The sequence below is a fragment of the Scytonema sp. NUACC21 genome (genome assembly GCF_054684315.1).
Map to the genome: position 1 here is coordinate 122632 of NZ_BAAFZH010000105.1, position 19331 is coordinate 141962.

Below are 19331 nucleotides of genomic sequence, written 5' to 3' on the forward strand. Positions count from 1 at the left end.
CTTCTTAAATTAGCTGACCTTCACAGAATTATTACGTTTTCTCAAGAGAAACTACGTTATACCGCTTTTAGATTCCACGACAATTTTACTTACAGTCTATGCATTAATAGCTATACAGTGGTAGATGCAAAATACGGCGCTTCAGTTTCAAAAAGTTATAACTCAACAAAGGCTGAACAGATACTTGTAGTAGAATTTCTGCACTTGTACTAGCTAATTCATATAAAAAACAAGGCTAAACGCAGAAATCACAACTATAACAGGAATGACTGTACTGAACTCTAGCTTCCTGACCTCGATCATTTTTAAGCAAGAAAAAGGAATTACTACAGGCCACAGAAAAGTTGCGATCGCAAACATTATAAAAGATAAGAATTTATCTTCTGGGGAAGAAGTTGGATGGCGAAGATTAAATTTTAGCCAATTTATAAAAAAATAGCTGGTCATCAAAAGGTAACTAGCAAGCATTGCGAATTGTAACTTGTTCACTGTAGACACTCCTTGTGTTATTTAAAATTCACAAATAAAGACACGATCTCGTTGATTACAGACATCTATCAGTACTTGGAGGTCGGTACAACAAAGGCTGTTCCTTCAACTTTGATGTCAACCATTCATTTAATATTCCTGTAAATATTAATATATTACTTGAAACATATAAAACCGTAGTTGTACTTATTTTTGTTTCATTTAGTAGCTTTCAGGGATTCTACTGATTTATCCTAGTTATCTTAATTTCTTAATTTCTTAATTTTTCTTCATAAAAAGCTATTTTGGTTCATTATAGCTATCTCACCTTTGTTCTTTTTTAAAGATTAAAAATTTTTTAGAAAAAAATCATACGTCATAAGTAAAATAGAAGTAAACTTTACATCCTTTAGAAATACACCAACAGTTGGAAGTATAAAAACGCTTATCAGTAACCTGTCAGGGTTCGAGTGTTGGTAATGATTCCTACTGTATTTTTCTCCTAACTTTAGTCACCGCTCTAGTTTATTCCAAACAAAAGTAAAATAGCAGCTTGCGTGAAAAGTTAATTGGGAGTATTTACTGAAAAAGCAACAACCCCCTACTATTCATCTAGTAAACTACCCACGCTGACCTTGGGGTACAGTGTGGGCTTTTAGTAGCCATCGAACTAATTTTTTCACAACCTGGAAGCATGGGGTTAGTGGACAAGCCTTTGCCTTAAAACATGTGGTTACCTGTTAACCAGAGAAAACCGACTGTGTTATTACCAGAGGATGTCCCAATCTAGCCCAATCTGCCTTTAATCGCGTTTTGGGGGTCTGTCGTTCTTTATAAACCAGAATTTGACAACGGTCGATAGCTGTAGCAAGAATTAGAATCTTTCTGAATGTATTGTTTGAGATGATCCAAGTCAACAAAATAGTCAGCAACATCAATCAAGCTGTCACTTGTCATTGACCGTATGCTCACGACTTCAACTCGAACGCCTTGGTAGGTAAGAGCATTAACAGCGTAAGCCAGGTCTCCATCACCACTGACTAATACTGCGGTATCATAATAAGGAGCTAAATTTATCATATCCACAGCAATTTCTACATCTAGATTAGCTTTTTTGGAACCGTCTGGAAGCTGGATTAAATCTTTGGTAACAACACGATAACCATTGCGACGCATCCAAAGCAAAAAGCCCTGTTGCTTATCATTCTTAGAATCGACTCCTGTGTAGAAGAAAGCACGCAAAAGCCTTGCATTTTCTGTGAAACAACAGAGCATTTTCGCATAATCAATTTCAATACCAAGTTGTAATCCAGCATGAAACAAGTTGGCTCCATCAATAAAAATAGCGACTCGACCGCGATCTGAGTTACCAAAAATATATTTATCAAATTGCATATCTGTAAGGTTTATGTTTTCACTTTTGTCTGGGTGGCGATCGCCATGCAAATTTGTCTTTTCCTTGAGAAATTTATCTTGATTTTTTTCTTTGTTAAAAGTGGCAATATTCATTGATTCCTCTTGATTTTAATTTTTATGAGTTTCTCAGATAGTGCAGCATACTTTAAGGATAAAAGACATAAGTAGTAGGCAAAAAATAAAGTATGTCATCCTTATTCTATACTTTATCCCTTTTTTTCCATCTTTTTTCTGTAAACCTTCTATAGATTTCAGCTTCAGCACAAAACCGCATCCTGATGACTTAGCCAATATGCTTAACCTTAAGGCACTCATTTTATTGTAGCTAGGTAACGGATCTTTGCCATGTAGGAGAATCCCTGTTAGTGAATGATGATATTGTTTTAAATCCAGTGATGCAAATATACACGTATTTTTCAGCCATATATTTTTCTTATCACCATTTTGTTTTGCCTCGTAAAAGAAGTTATGGGCTACTCTACACAGTACGCTGTATAAAAAATACAAACCTCAAGATATACTGCTTTAAAGTTTCCGCCTAGAAAAAAGGCTTTTCTGGTAAATTTTGTCAATTGTAGAGTTTGAGCCTGAGTGTAAGTATCGATCGCTAATATGACACAATTTTTCACTTAATTTCTGTAATGGTGTTTGTTTTGTCAATTTTTAATATTTTTTTTAAAGAAATTTTTCAAAAAACATAATTTTTTTTAAATTAAAATTAAATGTTTACTTTTTTTGGAAAAATCTTATATAATTTTATCCCATTCTCATAATTACTATAGTTATTTTACTGTCAACATTAGTGTCGTGGAAATTGTGGATATAGCAAAAGCTATTGAAAAGAGCACATTAGAAAAAAGCTCAAAAAAACGGAGAGCGAAATTGTGGCTCCTTTCGATAAATAATTTGAGTCAAACAAGTGTTGGAAATACTTATCGCTCGAAAAGGTTGCCTAAATTTTATCAAACCTCTTTTTAATGTCAACTCATAAGTAGGTCAGTAAGGGTAAAGGAGAACCAGGAATGGAAACCTTTACCCCGACAGAATTTTGTTTACATAACTTGAAGTGGTTGCCCGCCAGACAATACTATGGGGAAATGATGGGTATTAAGAGCGTGCATAGCTTGAAGCCCGAGATTGGCTCGATTGAGCAAATCTGCTTCCGTCGGAATCACTGCACCTTGACTATCCAAAATAGAGTGATGAAAGTTAAATCCATTGAGATTAAACGCCATCACACATATACCTAAAGCAGCAAACCATACACCAATTGTCGGTAAAGCTGCTGTTAAGAGGTGGAAAGCACGGTGATTTTTACTTCCTAAAGAAGGAATAAGCAAGCGACCCAACAAACCATAGTGACCTGCCACAAAATGGTAAGTTGTATGAGGCTGACCAAATCTGTAACCTGCTTCAACGGGTTCATTTCCATTCGTCTTGAGAAAGAGAGTAGAGGTAACTAACGAACCATGTAATGCACTTAAGAGCGCACCGCCGAAAACTCCAGCAACCCCTAACATATGGCAAGGATGCATTAAGATGTTGTGGTCTGCCTGGAATGCCAACATAAAATGGAAAGTGCCTGCAATGCCTAAAGGTAGACCATCGGAAAAGCTGCCCTGTCCAATTGGATAAATTAGCAAAACTGCTGTTGCTGACATTGCAGGTGCAGAAAAAGCAACAGCAACCCAAGGACGATTCCCCAAACGATAACTCAATTCCCAAAGCCGTCCCAGGTAGCACCAAGTGCCAATCAGGAAGTGTAGGACAATTAATTGATAGGGACCCCCGTTATAGAGCCATTCATCAAGGGAAATTGCCTCCCAAATTGGGTAAAAGTGCAACCCAATTGCAGCGGAAGTTGGTATAACAGCAGCTGTGATGAGATTATTACCATCCAAAAGAGAACCTAATATCGGTTCTCGTATACCATCCATGTCTACACCAGGAGCAGCAATAAACGCCAGAATGAAACAAGTGCTAGCAACTAGCAAGGTGGGAATCATCAGCACGTCAAACCAGCCGATATAGATACGATTTTCGGTGCTGGTAATCCACGCGCAAAACATATCCCACAAATCGGAGAATTCTAATTCCTTTCGACGCCGAACAGTGGTGCTCATCGTATCTTTAGTCCTACTGAAGAGAGTACTCGGAATTTCGACAAAAAGGGTTTGAAGAATGAGATATAGCAACAGATTTTTCACGACCCTTTTGTGTTTTTGCCTAAATTCAGTAGTTGAAACGCAATGTTGTTGCGGGCGTTACAAACTACTCAATCCTTCATCGATCCGAGTACCTTAATTATAGAAGAACTATTAGGAAAGCTTATCTTTTTGAGCTAAACCTTTGACGAAAGGAACGAAGTTGCACAATCAAGGCTCTGGCTTAGAAAAACGATATCCAACTCCCCGCACGCTTTCAATCCAATCCGATCCACCAATGGGGTCCATTTTTTTGCGAATTCTTTGAATACATACATCAACTACATTGGTATTGGGGTTAAAATCATATCCCCAAACGTGTTCTAGGATTTGCGTGCGGGTGAGAACTCGTCCCGGAGAACGCATCAAGTATTCCAAGAGATTAAACTCGCGAGTTGTCAGCTCCACAACCTGCTCATTACAGGTGACTTCTCTACTGATGCGATCCAATTTGATTGGACCAACACAAAGCAGGTTTTGGCGGTTGCCAGTACTTCGTCGGATAACAGCATGAATGCGGGCAACCAATTCTTCAACAAAAAACGGTTTGGCAATGTAGTCATCAGCCCCAAGATTCAAACCTTCAAGTCTGTCATCAAGTTCATTACGAGCTGTCAGTAGTATCACTGGTACATTACGCCCTGCCCGTCGCAGGTGTTTGAGGATAGACAGTCCATCCTTACCAGGCACCATAATATCAAGTATGAGGGCGTCGTACTGATTCTCCATTGCCCGAGTGTATCCCTCATCACCATTATCACAGTAGTCAACGACAAATCCCTGCTCTTTTAACCCAGCCCGGACAAAATTGGCAATTTTTGACTCATCTTCAACAAATAGTACGTTCATACCTAGACCTACCTTCTAGCACACTTTCATTACCTACTTACAGCAGTTTTCACCTGAATGAACAAGAGCTCGAAAGAATGGAACAGCAACTTGTCCGTACTATACGTAGTGCTCGGCAAGACTAAAGTATAGGTTTATTGGGCTGTAGTGGCGATCGCGCAACTACAACCCAAAACATGAAAAGGTATACCAATCAAGCTAAACTAAGAAACTGTTTTAGCAATTTCACAGACTTCTGTCACACCGTGTATGGGTCCTTGGACTGTTAAAACAGAGCAGGGAGCATTATGCAACACATAATTGCTAACACTACCTAAGAAAAACTCACTTAACCCCCTACGACCGCGCCGACCCACCAAAATTAAGTCAGCATCCCAGCTACGAGCCACTTCACAAATCATTCGACCGGGATCGCCAAGATTCTGTGAAACTTCTGCTTGGACACCGGCATTGTTTGCTTTTTGAGCAAAAGAAAACAACATATTTATTCTTTCTTGCTTGAGTTCTTCCCACTGTTGCATATATTTATTAACAGCTTCAGTGTGGAGGGTTGGATAAACACCACTGGGTTGCAGCAATACGGGATTTAAATATCCGGTTCCATCAAAGGGAGATAGAACATGGAGTAGCATAAGATTTCCATTCACCGCTTTTGCTAAACTAAGAGCTTCATCAAAAATATGTTGACCAATTTCAGAATTGTCAATGGCGACTAAAATTTTGTGAAACATAGTTATTAGTCCTTAGTTATTAGTTATTAGTTGTTAGTTGAGCATAAGTTATTCTCTTCTACCTTCCTGTTTACCTCCCAAATGGCAACATCAGACAGCGTTTTTAGCATAGAATCTGGGTTGAGGCTGATAGAGTCAATTCCCTGTTCCACTAAAAAGCGGACAAACTCGGGGTAGTCACTGAGGGCTTGACCGCAGATGCCAATCTTACGTCCGTATTGTTTGACTGTTGCGATCGCATTCTGAATAGTACGCCTGACGGCATTATTACGCTCATCAAACAGATGTGACACTAACTCAGATCCTCGGTCTAATCCAAGAGTTAACCGTGTCAGGTCATTCCATTCTATAGAAAATCCGTCAAACACTTCACAAAACTCGTCAGCCAGTAGAACATTACTGGGTAACTCGCACATCAAATAAACTTCCAATCCCTCCTTGGACGATGTTTCTTGAGAACGTCCTCGCACCAACCCATTTTTTGCCATTTCTGCCAACACTCGCTGACCTTCTTCTGGGGTACGGCAAAATGGAACCATTAAAATGACATTGCTTAAGCCCATCTCATCACGTACCTGCTTGATTGCTTGGCATTCCAAAGCAAAACCTTCAAGGTAACCGTTATTGTAATAGCGAGAAGCACCCCGCCAACCCATCATTGGGTTTTCTTCTTTAGGCTCAAACTGTTTGCCACCTAAAAGGTTTGCGTATTCATTGCTTTTAAAATCTGATAGACGGACAATAACTGGCTTGGGGTAAAAGGCAGCAGCAATTGTGCCAATACTTTGTGCTAGCTTATCGACAAAGAATTTTGCCTTGTCTTCATACTGGGCAGTTAACTCAGCAATTTCAGACTTGGCAACTTTATCTTCTAATTCGTTATAATGAATTAATGCTAGTGGATGTGCCTTAATGTTGTGGGTAATAATAAATTCCATCCGCGCCAACCCAATTCCATCATTTGGGATAGATGCTAAACCGAAAGCTTCTTCCGGATTTTCCACGTTCATCATGATTTTTGTACGAGTGTAAGGCACTTTCTCTAAAGTGACTTCTTGCAATGTTATCGGGCGTGCTTGAACAACAAACAGTTCTTGTGTGATACCATCTTTTGCCCAGTCAATATTCATCGGTGTGTAAGTACCGTGGATTTGAGAGTAGTGTTCTTCTATCAGGCAAGCCCAGTATGCTAGTTGCAAAATGTCATCATCATTTAAGGCAAATGCGGTGCGATCGCTCGGTACAATAGGGACATTTTTTGTTATTTTTGAACCACCGACATCATACATCATTTTGATTTCTTTTGTACCAATTCGCTTGTTCAGAATTGGACGATATCCCTGTTTTAATGTCGGTTTAAAGACTAAATATTTGTCAGGATTAACTGCTCCCTGCACCACATTCTCACCCAAACCATAGGCAGCCGTTATCAGTACAGTATCTTTGAAGCCTGTCTCGGTATCAATAGAGAACATAACACCAGACACTGCTAAGTCTGAGCGAACCATTTTTTGTATGCCAACTGATAGGGCAACATTGAAGTGGTCAAAGCCGTGGATTGCTCGATAGGTGATGGCACGGTCTGTAAAAATTGACGCAAAGCACTTATGGCAGGCTTCCAGTAAAGCTTTTAAACCACGAACGTTTAAGTAAGTTTCTTGCTGCCCAGCAAAGCTTGCATCTGGTAAGCCTGTTACTATAGCACTGGAACCCACAGCAACATCAATATCCAGCCCATACTGCTGTTCCAAAGTTTGGTAAGCTTGAGCGATCGCTACCTCTAATTCAGCAGGAAAGGGAGTGTCAAGTATTAAAGAACGCGCTTGTTGACCTACTTGGCGCAGGTTTTTAATATCCTCCACATTTAAATTTGCCAAAATTTGACGCAGTTCTGCTTCAAAACCTGCCATTTGGATAAAGAAACGATAAGCATATGCTGTCGTCGCAAACCCATTTGGAACTTTGACTCCTTTACGCCTGAGTTGGTGAATCATTTCTCCGAGAGAAGCATTTTTTCCTCCCACTAAAGAAATATTTGCAATACCAACTTTATTTAAAGGTAATACAAAGACTTGTTCTTTGGAGACTGCGCGAGCTATTTTTTGATTAACTGCCACGTCTAACACGATCCAGTTCCCTCAACACATAATGCGATTTAACAGGGCTGTGCAGTAAGCAACTTATGCTTCGCTTGTCCCGCATTTATATTTGTAGGAACAAAAGTTGAGGATTTTGTGAGTTTTATTATAAACGTGGATCTACTGGCTCGCTCTCCAATGCTAAAATACCGAAAACGCATTCATGCACGCGACGCAAGGGAGCACGGGCAACAAATCGCTCTAATGCTTCAGCACCTAATGCAAATTCCCGCATGGCAAGGGAACGTTTGAGGGATAGCCCCCGCTGGCGCAAGCGTTCCAAATTCTCAGGGGCTGAGTATTCGGCACCGTAGATAATTCGCAGATATTCCTGTCCGCGACACTTAACAGCAGGCTGCACAATACCGCGATTTCCTTTAACTATAAATTGCAAGGGTTTCACCACCATACCTTCACCGCCCTTACCTGTGAGTTCTGCCCACCAGCGCACCCCATCTTCTTGGCTGTGGGAGTCTGTTAAATCTATCACCTTGTATCTTGTTGTTAGAAGTAGATCGGGGTCAGACTGGCAGATTTTGGCAATTTGTTCCATGTGCCAGCAATGGTCTTTATCGGTGTGGTTAGAGCCCTCTGTTGCTAATATGTGGAAGGGAGCAAGTTTAAGGTTAGAAATATCATTTACTAACCAGCAGTAGCGACGGTAGGCATTGACATACTGATGTGCCATCTCTGCTCGTTGTTGATAGGAACGGAGTTGGCTGCTGACATCTACACCCCGTTGACTCGCTTGTTGTAATAAGCTAACAGCATCACTTAAAGCAAGGCGCGATGCAGTTCCAACAGGTGCGTACTGTTGCTGGAGTAATCCTTGGGCTTTTGCCGACCACGGCATCAGTTCGCAATCAAGGCAAACCCACTCGGTATTAAAGGTTTCCCAAAAACCGCTATGGGAAAGGGCAGCTTTTATCCGTGTCAAAAATTCTGCTTCCAGTTGCCAATTCTCAAAGAATCGTCTTCCAGTACGGGTGTAGCAAATTCCAATACCCTCACCCACTACACCAAACCGTTTTCTAGCTGCTGTCTCATCTCGGCAAACGATCGCGATCGCCCGAGAACCCATGTGCTTTTCTTCGCAAACAACTTCAGTGATTCCCTGGTTTTGGTAGTAAGCAAAAGCTTGAACTGGGTGTTCCAGATAACCCGGTTCTTGGGATGTTTCTACAGGAGACATGGTAGGTGGTAAGTAAATCAGCCATTTGGGGTTAGCAGCAAAACGACTCATCACCTCCAGGGCTGCGATCGCATTTTCTTCGCGAATGGTGATGTTGGGCATCAGCTGAGTATTGATGATACGCTTACCAAGTACGTCTTCGATATTCAGCACATCATCATATTCCTGCTGTAGAGAAGCGCCATAAGGCGTCAGTACAATTGGTTTAGCGGGTTCGCAATAAGTGCGAAGAGCTGCAACACTCACAAGTTCCTTTTCTGGATAACGCAGTGCAGTCAGTTTTCCTCCAAAAACACAGCCCGTATCAATATCAATGGTATTATTCAACCATTGCGCTTCTGGAACAGGGGTGTGTCCGTAAACGACTATCGCCTCCCCCCGATAATCTGCCGCCCAATTGTAACGAACAGGTAAGCCAAACTCATCAATTTCTCCGGTTGTTTCACCATAAAGAGCGAACTCCCGGACAGCACCAGATCCCCTTCCCTGCATTTCCTGTTTTAATCCCGCATGGGCAACAACAAGGCGTCCTCTATCTAAAAGGTAGTGACTGATGAGGGAATCGAGGAACTCACACAGTTGTTTTGTAAAAGGTTGACAAACATCTTCTGGCAAAGCCTCAATTTCTGCCAAAGTTTGCTCTAGCCCGTGATTTACCTTAACGTTTTTACCGCGCAACTTTCGCAATAACTTGTTTTCATGATTACCGGGAACGCAAAAAGCCGTAAGAGCAGCAACCATATTGCGTACAAGTTTCACTGTATCTAAGATACGGGGTCCTCTATCTACTAAATCGCCTAAAAAAACTGCTTTGCGTCCTTCTGGGTGGTAGTAAGTAGGAAAATCCCAAAGAGAATCGGGAGAGCCCATCTTCAAGTAGCCTAACTTTTGCAGCAATGCTTCAAGTTCGTCGCAGCAACCGTGAATATCGCCAATAATGTCAAAGGGACCTAGCTCGGATGTGCGATTGTTCCATAGTGGTTGGCGCTCAATTTCTACAGCTTCTATTTCCTCCAGTGAACTGAGGATGTAGACATAGCGAAAGCCCTCTTTTTCCAATCCTCGCAGCGATCGCCGGAGAAACTGAGTGTGACGGCGCACCACATGAGAACCAAACTGGCGATTTGGTCGTTGTTGGTTGCGTTGGTAACAGAGTTCTTCGGGCATATTCAAGACAATTGCCACGGGAAGAAAGTGATATTGACGTGCTAACGCTAACAATTGTTTGCGGTCTTCTGGCTGAACATTAGTCGCATCTATGACTGTCAGCCTACCTACTGCCAGTCGCTTGGCAGCAATATAATGCAGTACCTCAAAAGCATCGCGACTAGCAGACTGGTTATTTTCATCATCTGACACCAAGCCCCGACAAAAATCTGAAGACAAAATTTCAAAGGGCTGAAAGTATTTCCGGGCAAAAGTCGATTTACCAGAACCGGAAGCACCAATAAGAATAACGAGAGAAAGTTCAGGAATAGTTAGTTTCATGTTTGTAATTCGTAGGTTGGGTTGAGGAACGAAACCCAACATTTCATTCATTGTTTGTAGATTTGTGATTGAGTCACAAAACCCAATATTTCATTGTTTGTAGATTTGTGATTGAGTCACAAAACCCAACATTTCATGCATTTTTTATAGATTTGTGATTGAGTCACAAAACCCAACATTTCATGCATTGTTTGTAGATTTGTGATTGAGTCACAAAACCCAATATTTCATGCATTGTTTGTAGATTTGTGGTTGAGTCACAAAACCCAACATTTCATTCAAATCAAGCAATTTAGAGACTTTTACTCATTCATCAAGCTATATTTCATCCTTTATCCTTAATCCTTTATCCTTTTTTAAAGATTGCCATTTGTGTGGGTGAACCAACCTCTGGGTCTTCTTCTCCTATAGGTTGAAACTGTACTGTGTAGCCAAAGTGTACTGCCACATTATTTGCCCAGGTTTGGAATTCTTGGCGCGTCCATTCAAAGCGATGGTCTTTGTGCCGCAGTTTTCCACCGGGTAAGTTTTCAAATTTAATGTTGTATTCAATATTGGGAGTTGTTACCACAACTATTTTTGGTTGGGCAAATTCAAACAATACCCGCTCAAAGGCACCAAGACGTTGCAGGTCTAGGTGCTCGATCGCTTCAATCATGGTAGCGGCATCAAATCCTGCAAAACGCTTGTCTTGGTAAGTGAATGAGCTTTGAAACAGTTCCATCCGGTTCCACTGGTTCCTTGGTAAGCGCAGACGGTCTAATCTTTCTTGTGCAACTTCCAAAGAACGATAGGAGACATCAACACCTGTGATTTGCTCAAAAAAGCTGTCTTTGAGAAGCAACCGCATTAAGCTTCCCTGACCGCAACCTAAATCAATGACTCGCTTTGCACCGTTTTCTTTTAAGGTTGTGACAACAGCATTTAAGCGTTGCTGATTTAAGCTGATGGGTTTTTCTACTGCTGCTTCTTCCTCAGCATGGGTTTCTTGGCTGCCATCTGGATCGGGTTCGTCTTCCTCTGCTAATTTTGCAAGTGCAGCACGGGTGAGACGATGCTGTCGTTTTAGGTAACGCCTGGTGATTTCTTCTCGTGCTGGGTGGGCTGTCAACCACCCTTCGCCATGACGCAATAGTTTCTCGACTTCTTCATCACTCACCCAGTAGTGTTTCTCATCATCTAAGACGGGTATCAGTACGTAGAGATGACTGAGTAACTCACTCAGAGGCAAAGTGTGCTCTAATTTTACAGTGTAATACTGGCTGTGTCCCCATGCGGGAAATTCTTCATCTAAAATGTGACTTTGAGCACTGACAGTGTAGCCTAATGGTTCAAACAACTGCCGTAAAAAACTTTCACCCCCACGACACGGTAAAACGCTCAATTTAGCGACGAGGGATATAGGCGTTTGTGCTATTTCCGGTCGGTCTTTGCAACGACCTCCAAGGGCTGTGCTGAAAACTTGGGCGATTGCCACACTTAAAAATGACGAAGCGACATAAGGGCGATCGCTGACGTATTCTGCCAAAGTGGCACCGCGCCCGCGTACCAATTTGACTTGGTCAATATCCAAAAGCAGCGCTGCCGTGCATTTCTCGTCGCTCACCTCTGGATAGAAAACAAGTGCCTGTCCAAAAGAAAGGGAAAAAGATTGGCATCGGTCTGGGTGTTTGTGCAGTAAATACCCCAAATCTGTGGCTGGGTGGTGTGTGGTTGTGATAGTGAGCAGCATTCTTTTTGGGAAGGCAAGTTTTATGTTACAATAATACTACATTTATACTATAAAAAAGCATATGCACAGATTTGCAATATGGCAAGTCAGTGTGTAACGACCATAATCGCGACTACAACTTAACGACAAGTCATTTTGCAAAAACTTGATTTTTTGCAACACACAAGTAAGAGACTTCCAAATCAACAATCTCCAAATATTTCTTGTGGGGCGGGGACGCCCGCTACATAGGACGGGCAGGGACGCCCGTACTACAAGATGGGGTGGGGACGCCCAGATCGCAGGATGGAGAATTTATTCCTTGGAAATTCCTAAGTAGGTAAAAAATCAATTATGTTGTAAATAACACTTATAACAGGGAACAAAGTACGGTCTTCACTAGTTAACTTTGTTTGAGCTAACCTACTTATCTATTTTTTTGATTTGCTATCTATTTTTTTGCTCTTTGGACTATTAGTAGAAAATTTGGTTAAAGCGAAAAGAAATTCGTGTAAAAATAACTCTTATTCATAAAATTTTTGTTGCCAAAGTAGGATTTTTCAAAGACTCATAACATCACATTTTCAACTTATTAAAACTCATTTATTCAATATTTCTATCTAAAGGGGGAAGATTCAAGAAAGGAACAGGTAGTGCCAACAATAATGCATATGAATGAATGATTGGTAAGGGCAAAGCTTTTCATCAATTTTTATTAAATGACAATATTTTTTAGCGAAATTCGCCTGTATATGGCTAGTAATTGTGAGTGACTAACCACTATCCACTAACTCCTAACTACTAACAAATATAAAATATCAGGGAGACAGAGCAATGAACAGCACCTACAACCATAGTTTAGTGGTCTTATCAATGGCGATCGCAGTTTTTGCATCTTACACGGGGCTAAATCTTGCAGGGCACATGAGCGCAACTAGCAAAAAGGTTAAACTCGCCTGGTTGATTGGTGGCGCGATGGCGATGGGAATCGGAATTTGGTCAATGCACTTTGTTGCCATGTTAGCCTTCAGTCTGTCAATACCCATTTCCTATGATGTAAGGACAGTCTTGTTTTCAACATTGCCTGCAATTATTGCTTCAGGAGGAGCACTTTACCTTGCAAGTCTTCCAGTACTGGGTTTTGGCAGATTGTTAATTGGTGGTGTGCTTATGGGTTTGGGCATCGCGTCAATGCATTACATGGGTATGGGAGCGATGCGAATGGAAGCGACTACCCAGTACGAGTCTTTTTGGTTTGTATTGTCTTTAATAATTGCTGTTGGTGCATCAATAACAGCATTGTGGATAGCCTTTTATACGCGAGCAACAAAGGCTGGAAGTTTAGTCAAGATTGTAAGTGCGATAGCTATGGGAATTGCAATTTCCGGTACGCACTACACGGGGATGGCAGCAGTTTCCTTTACACCAACTAAGGTTGTTCAGACAGTTGCCATGACGGAAGAAATAGATGCTTCTTATACCTTGCTTGGTATTGGTATTGGGCTAGCGACTTTCATCATCCTGGGCTTTACACTACTGACATCTCTTGTAGATAAGCACTTAATGACTCAAACGATGCTTCTCAAACAACAACAAGCAGATGCTTTACGATCTACTCAATTGACAGAAATGACTCACCGTATTCGGCGCTGGTTAAGTTTAGATGATGTGCTCAATACCGCTGTCAATGAGATTCGTCAAGCATTAGATATCGATCGTGTTGTTATCTATCGCTTCAATCCAGACTGGAGTGGCACCATTATTGCTGAGTCAGTAGCTCATGGTTGGATGAGAACTTTAGGCAAGGTATTGAATGACCCGATGGATGAAAATTGTCGGGAGTTGTACAAAAATGGACGAGTCAGGGCAACCAATAATGTTTACGAAGCGGGTTTTTCAAACTGTCATCGCGAGATTTTAGAAAACCTTCAAGTTAAGGCGAATGTGGTTGCACCAATTGTGGCTAACAGTGAACTTTTAGGGTTGTTGTGCGCTCATCAATGCTCTGGATTTCGGAATTGGCAGCAATCAGAAGTCGATTTGTTCGAGCAATTGGCAATTCAAGTCAGTATCGCCATAGAACATGCAAATCTTTTACAAAAACTACGGCAGGCACAGGAGGTACTATGGTTGCGCGATCGCGCCATTGCTGCTGCGAGTAATGCTATTATCATTACCGACGCACGTCAGTCAGACAACCCTATCATCTTTTGCAATCCAGCTTTTAAAACTATCACTGGCTATTCCCCACAAGAAGTCCTTGGGCGCAACTGTCGCCTCTTGCAAGGACAAGACACAGATCCAGCCACTGTTCAAGAAATACGCAATGCGTTGCGAGAGGGACGTGGTTGCCAGGTTGTGATTAAAAATTACCGTAAAGATGGTACCCCATTCTGGAATCAATTGACTGTTTCTCCTGTGCGAGACGGTTCCGGGCAAGTCAGTAATTTTATTGGGGTACAAGCAGATATTACAGAACGGATGCAAACACAAGAACAATTGCAATACAGCAAAGAAATCTTACAGCGCCAAGTGGTAGAACTGCTGAATGATGTTCAAGAAGCGTCTAAAGGTGACTTGACTGTGCGTGCTGAAATTACGATGGGTGAAATAGGGGTTGTGGCTGACTTTTTTAATCTCATCATTCAAAGCTTACAGCAAATTGTCATTTCCGTCAAAAATACTACCCAACAAGTGAATATTTCTGTCGGAGAAAACTCAGAGGCGATGCATTCTTTAGCAGATGAAGCACTCCAACAAGCTGAAGAAATTAACTGTGTTCTAGAATCACTTGATTCGATGGCACTCTCAATTCAAGCAGTAGCAGATCGTGCTCGCCAAGCAACATATATGGCTGGGACTGCGTCAATATCTGCTGAGGCTGGAAGAACTTCTATGGAACGCACTGTTAATAGTATTATGAACTTGCGCTCGATAATAGCAGAGACAGCCAAAAAAGTCAAGCGTCTGGGTGAAGCATCTCAAGAGATTTCCAAAGTTGTGTCTTTGATTAATCAAATTGCCTTACAAACCAACGTACTTTCTATTAACACGAGTATTGAGGCAGCAAAGGTAGGTGTAGAAGGTCAGGCTTTTGCAGTGGTGGCGGAAGAAATTAGTGAATTAGCTGCTCGGGCATCCCAAGCAACGGAAAATATTGAACAAATTGTGGAAAATATCCAGCACGAAGCAAGGGAAGCAATTAAAGCTGTCGAGCAGGGAATGACACAAGTGGTAGAGGGAACAGATTGTGTTAAAGACGCGAAACTCCAACTTGGAGAAATTTTACACGTGACTCAACAGATTAACGAGCTGTTGCAGTCAATTTCCGATGCAACAGTCTCGCAAGCAGCAGGTTCTCAGGCGATAGCGTGTTTAATGAAAGAGATTGCCGAAGCTTCGTTACACACAAGTGATTTATCCCGTCACGTTTCTGTTTCTTTACAACAAACTGTGGAAGTGGCACAGGAGTTGCAGGCTTCGGTTGGTGTGTTTAAAACGGAAAAGGTTTTGCGTTGAGGGACTTGGGAGACAAGGAGGACAAGGGTGTTTCGTGTCCCCCCTATCCCACAAATTTATAATTTTCTGTCTATAGGATGGGTCGGAAAGCCATCCTGATTTTTTAGTGAGGCTCGGAGAAAAATAGGAATTTTAGAATCAAGTAGATCGGTATGAATAAAGGTTTATTTGTTCGGGTTATCCTTTATCATTCGTCATTTGTCTTTTGTAAAGGGTATAGCTAGTTTTATATTACTTAACATTAACTGATTTGATTACCGCTAATTTACTTAAAAAACATCACCTTAGGGAGATGTCAATGGTATAAAAATCTATGCTTCTAGTATAGAAAAATAATTTTTATTAAAGATTAATCATATTTAAAAGTCATTTTAATTGAAATTCTTTTCCTACTTTTCCGTCTTAAAAAGGATTTTAGAAAGATGTTATAAAACCTACTTTTCCTACCGTACAAAATTTGGGTTTTTATGGTTTAAAATAAAAAGTATAGAGAGTTCAAATGGGGATAATAGCGGTTCAGCCGTAAGCAGGACAAATTCTGCCTTGCGGCTTTTATTTTTTAGATTTTTGCATTTTGTATCCAGAAATATTTTCCTAAAAAATATTTTATGCAAGAATGACTTTTATGAAAAGGAATGGTTGCCCACTGAAAGCTCTACTAATTTATTGATATGTCTCTTTATACTTAAAAGTTGTTAGTGATATAAAGTACGTAATTTTTGTTAAGTATTTTCAAAAGATTTTTTCAGAACACCAGGGAGATGCGGCAATGATGAGTAGCACCTATGACCAGGGTTTAGTAGCGCTATCGATCGCGATCGCGGCAGTTGCATCCTACACAGCTTTAGACCTTGCAGGACGAGTGACGGCAGCAGAGAAAAGGGTCAGGCTTGCTTGGTTAATTGGTGGTGCGATCGCGATGGGAATTGGCATCTGGTCAATGCACTTTGTCGCCATGTTAGCTTTTAGTTTGCCGATACCGATTGCTTACGACCTAAAGACAGTGTTGTGTTCGACACTGCCTGCAATTGTCGCTTCAGGAGGCGCACTTTTCCTTTCGAGCCGCCGATTCTTGGGTATGCGGCGATTGTTAATTGGTGGTGTGTTAATGGGTATGGGCATTGCTGCGATGCACTATATTGGTATGGCGGCAATGCGGATGGAAGCGCACACCCACTACGATCCATTATTGTTGGTGCTGTCGGTTGTTATTGCAATTGGGGCTTCCATTGCAGCACTGTGGATTGCGTTTCACCTACGCATACGAAGTAGTAGAACAGGAGAGTTATCTAGAATTTTAAGTGCATTGCTTATGGGGGCGGCGATATCCGGAATGCACTACACGGGGATGGCAGCAGCTTCTTTCACTCCTACAAAGACTGTGAGTTCGGTGTTGACAAATCATGCAAAATCTTCCCTGACCTTGTTGGGTATTGGCATTGGGATTGCGACGCTTGTTATTTTGGGTTTTGCACTGCTCACATCATTTGTGGATCGGCGCATGATAGATCAAATGATACTCTTCAAACAGCAGGAAACTGAAGCTTTGCGATCTACTCAATTTACAGAAATAACTTTGCGAATTCGACAGTCTCTCAAGTTAGAAGATGTTCTCAATACTGCTGTCAATGAGGTGCAGCAAGCATTAGGTACAGACCGTGTTATTATCTATCGGTTGAATCCAGACTGGAGCGGTACTATCATTGCTGAGTCAGTTGCACGGGGTTGGGCTCAGACTGTAGGGTATACAGTCAACGATTGTTTTTGGGAACGTTATATCAAAACTTATAACAATGGTCGAGTTTGGGTTACTAATAACATTTATGACGAAGGTTTTGCGGCAGATCGTCTGGAGATTCTAGAACGCTTTCAGGTTAAAGCTTATATGGCTGCCCCTATTCTCAATAACAATCAGCTTCAGGGGTTAGTGTTTGTCCATCAATGTTCTAATTTTCGGACTTGGCAACAGACGGAAATTGAGTTATTCCGGCAACTGGCAATTCAAATTGGTATTGCTTTAGAACAAGCGAATCTCTTAAACGAATTGCAGCAGGCACAAGAAGTTTTGCGGTTGCGAGATCGCGCTATTGCCTCTGTTAGCAATGGAATCATTATCACCGCTCCGCGTCAAGCAGATAACCCCATTATTTTTTGTAACCCAGCATTTGAAAAGATGACTGGCTACTTACAAGAAGAAGTCCTTGGTCGCAATTGCCGCTTCTTACAAGGACCAGACACAGATCCGGCTACTGTGAGAGAGATACACAACGCCGTGCGGGAAGAGCGTGACTGCCAGGTTGTTATTCAGAATTATCGTAAAGATGGAACCCCCTTTTGGAATCAATTAACTATTTCACCAGTACGAGACGCCTTTGGGCAAGTTATCAACTTTATAGGGGTACAAGCTGATATTACGGAACAGGCACAAGCACAAGAACTTTTGCGTTGCAGTCAAGAAACTTTGCAACGTCAAGTGGTCGCACTGCTAAATGATGTTCAAGAAGCATCTAAAGGCAACTTGACCGTGCGAGCGGACATGACAATGGGTGAAATTGGAGTTATTGCTGACTTTTTCAATGCCATTATTGAAAGCTTGCGACAAATTGTTATTCAAGTAAAACACACTTCGCAACAAGTCAGTGTTTATGTTGGGGAAAACTCAGAAGCGATGCGCCTGTTGGCGGATGATGCACTCAAGCAAGCAGAAGAAATCACCAATACCTTAGAGTCCTTAGACGCAATGGCGTTTTCAATTCAATCTGTAGCAAATAGCGCTTATCAAGCAGCAAAAATGGCTCGCACTGCCTCTACAACTGCTGAAGCTGGCAAAGCTACAATGGATCGAACCGTTGATAGCATCATAAATTTGCGTTTAACTATGGCAGAGGCAGCCAAGAAAGTGAAGCGTTTGGGTGAATCTTCCCAACAAATTTATCAGGTTATGTCTTTGATTAACCAAATTGCCCTGCAAACTAATATTATTGCTATTAACACCAGTATTGAAGCAGCCAAGGCAGGTGAGGAAGGTCGGGCTTTTGGAGTGGTGGCAGAAGAAATTGGTGAATTAGCTGCCCAGTCGGCACAAGCAATTCGCGAAATTGAACAGATTGTGGAAAATATCCAGTTTGAAACCAGCGAAGTGGTTAAAGCTGTCGAAGAGGGAATGATACAGGTGGTGGAAGGTACAGATTTAGTTAAGGATGCCAAAGTACAACTTGCAGAGATTTTAGAAGTATCCCGTCAAATTGATGAGTTGGTGCAGTCAATTTCCACTGCAACAGTATCTCAAGCAGAAACTTCCCGACTGGTGGCGTTATTAATGAATCAGGTTGCTCGCGATTCACTCCATACAAGTGAATTCTCCCGTTTGGTGTCCAGTTCTTTGGAACAAACTGTAGATGTGGCACGAGAATTGCAAAATTCTGTTGCAGTGTTTAAGACTGAGGATGGGGAGGAAAATACTATTGCTAAACCGCTTGCTATGGACGTTATAGATACAAGGGAGTATTCTGTTGGTGATTCTATAGTTGTCAATGATGGGAATGGGAAGTATGCTGCCATTGGGTAGAAGTGCTTATTACTTGACACCATGTTACCTATGGAGCGTTTCTGGGC

The 19331-nt window shown here is 41.5% G+C and carries 10 protein-coding genes; 3 read left to right on the plus strand and 7 right to left on the minus strand.

The annotated features are described in order from the left end of the window. The first annotated feature begins 265 nt into the window (after positions 1-265). On the plus strand, positions 266-439 hold the full coding sequence (locus ACYRY3_RS37180; RefSeq protein ID WP_460206745.1) for a hypothetical protein: 174 nt from the start codon (positions 266-268) through the stop codon (positions 437-439). Positions 440-1299: 860 nt separating this feature from the next. On the opposite strand, the gene ACYRY3_RS37185 is transcribed toward ACYRY3_RS37180, so the two are convergent. The 7 genes from ACYRY3_RS37185 to ACYRY3_RS37215 all read right to left on the minus strand — a co-directional run bounded on the left by ACYRY3_RS37185 (position 1300) and on the right by ACYRY3_RS37215 (position 12218). Continuing rightward, positions 1300-1977, minus strand: coding sequence for a LabA-like NYN domain-containing protein (locus ACYRY3_RS37185; protein WP_460206746.1), 678 nt, complete (start codon positions 1975-1977; stop codon positions 1300-1302). 959 nt (positions 1978-2936) lie between these two features. Next, on the minus strand, positions 2937-4007 hold the full coding sequence (locus tag ACYRY3_RS37190; RefSeq protein WP_460206747.1) for a Photosystem Q(B) protein 1: 1071 nt from the start codon (positions 4005-4007) through the stop codon (positions 2937-2939). 252 nt (positions 4008-4259) lie between these two features. After that, positions 4260-4937, minus strand: a complete 678-nt coding sequence (locus tag ACYRY3_RS37195) for a response regulator transcription factor (RefSeq protein WP_460206748.1) — start codon at positions 4935-4937, stop codon at positions 4260-4262. 203 nt (positions 4938-5140) lie between these two features. Next, on the minus strand, positions 5141-5668 hold the full coding sequence (locus ACYRY3_RS37200) for a universal stress protein (protein WP_460206749.1): 528 nt from the start codon (positions 5666-5668) through the stop codon (positions 5141-5143). Positions 5669-5694: 26 nt separating this feature from the next. Continuing rightward, a complete protein-coding gene (locus ACYRY3_RS37205) occupies positions 5695-7794 on the minus strand; it encodes a phosphoenolpyruvate synthase (protein WP_460206750.1) in 2100 nt (699 codons plus the stop codon). Between the two features lie 118 nt (positions 7795-7912). After that, positions 7913-10486, minus strand: a complete 2574-nt coding sequence (locus ACYRY3_RS37210) for a polynucleotide kinase-phosphatase (protein WP_460206886.1) — start codon at positions 10484-10486, stop codon at positions 7913-7915. A 346-nt stretch (positions 10487-10832) separates the two neighbouring features. Continuing rightward, the gene (locus ACYRY3_RS37215) at positions 10833-12218 is read right to left on the minus strand and encodes a 3' terminal RNA ribose 2'-O-methyltransferase Hen1 (RefSeq protein WP_460206751.1); all 1386 of its coding nucleotides are present in this window, start codon (positions 12216-12218) and stop codon (positions 10833-10835) included. An 813-nt stretch (positions 12219-13031) separates the two neighbouring features. Here ACYRY3_RS37215 and ACYRY3_RS37220 point away from each other — a divergent pair. Both ACYRY3_RS37220 and ACYRY3_RS37225 read left to right on the plus strand, forming a co-directional pair. Further along, positions 13032-15716: an MHYT domain-containing protein gene (locus ACYRY3_RS37220; protein ID WP_460206752.1), complete on the plus strand. Its 2685-nt coding sequence runs from the start codon at positions 13032-13034 to the stop codon at positions 15714-15716. A 769-nt stretch (positions 15717-16485) separates the two neighbouring features. Further along, a complete protein-coding gene (locus ACYRY3_RS37225; protein ID WP_460206753.1) occupies positions 16486-19284 on the plus strand; it encodes an MHYT domain-containing protein in 2799 nt (932 codons plus the stop codon). Positions 19285-19331 lie beyond the last annotated feature (47 nt).

Bases quoted from the DNA above. Each gene is read 5' to 3' on its own strand.
- ACYRY3_RS37180 (WP_460206745.1), top strand. From the start codon at position 266: ATGACTGTACTGAACTCTAGCTTCCTGACCTCGATCATTTTTAAGCAA.
- ACYRY3_RS37185 (WP_460206746.1), bottom strand. From the start codon at position 1,977: ATGAATATTGCCACTTTTAACAAAGAAAAAAATCAAGATAAATTTCTC.
- ACYRY3_RS37190 (WP_460206747.1), bottom strand. From the start codon at position 4,007: ATGAGCACCACTGTTCGGCGTCGAAAGGAATTAGAATTCTCCGATTTG.
- ACYRY3_RS37195 (WP_460206748.1), bottom strand. From the start codon at position 4,937: ATGAACGTACTATTTGTTGAAGATGAGTCAAAAATTGCCAATTTTGTC.
- ACYRY3_RS37200 (WP_460206749.1), bottom strand. From the start codon at position 5,668: ATGTTTCACAAAATTTTAGTCGCCATTGACAATTCTGAAATTGGTCAA.
- ACYRY3_RS37210 (WP_460206886.1), bottom strand. From the start codon at position 10,486: ATGAAACTAACTATTCCTGAACTTTCTCTCGTTATTCTTATTGGTGCT.
- ACYRY3_RS37215 (WP_460206751.1), bottom strand. From the start codon at position 12,218: ATGCTGCTCACTATCACAACCACACACCACCCAGCCACAGATTTGGGG.
- ACYRY3_RS37220 (WP_460206752.1), top strand. From the start codon at position 13,032: ATGAACAGCACCTACAACCATAGTTTAGTGGTCTTATCAATGGCGATC.
- ACYRY3_RS37225 (WP_460206753.1), top strand. From the start codon at position 16,486: ATGATGAGTAGCACCTATGACCAGGGTTTAGTAGCGCTATCGATCGCG.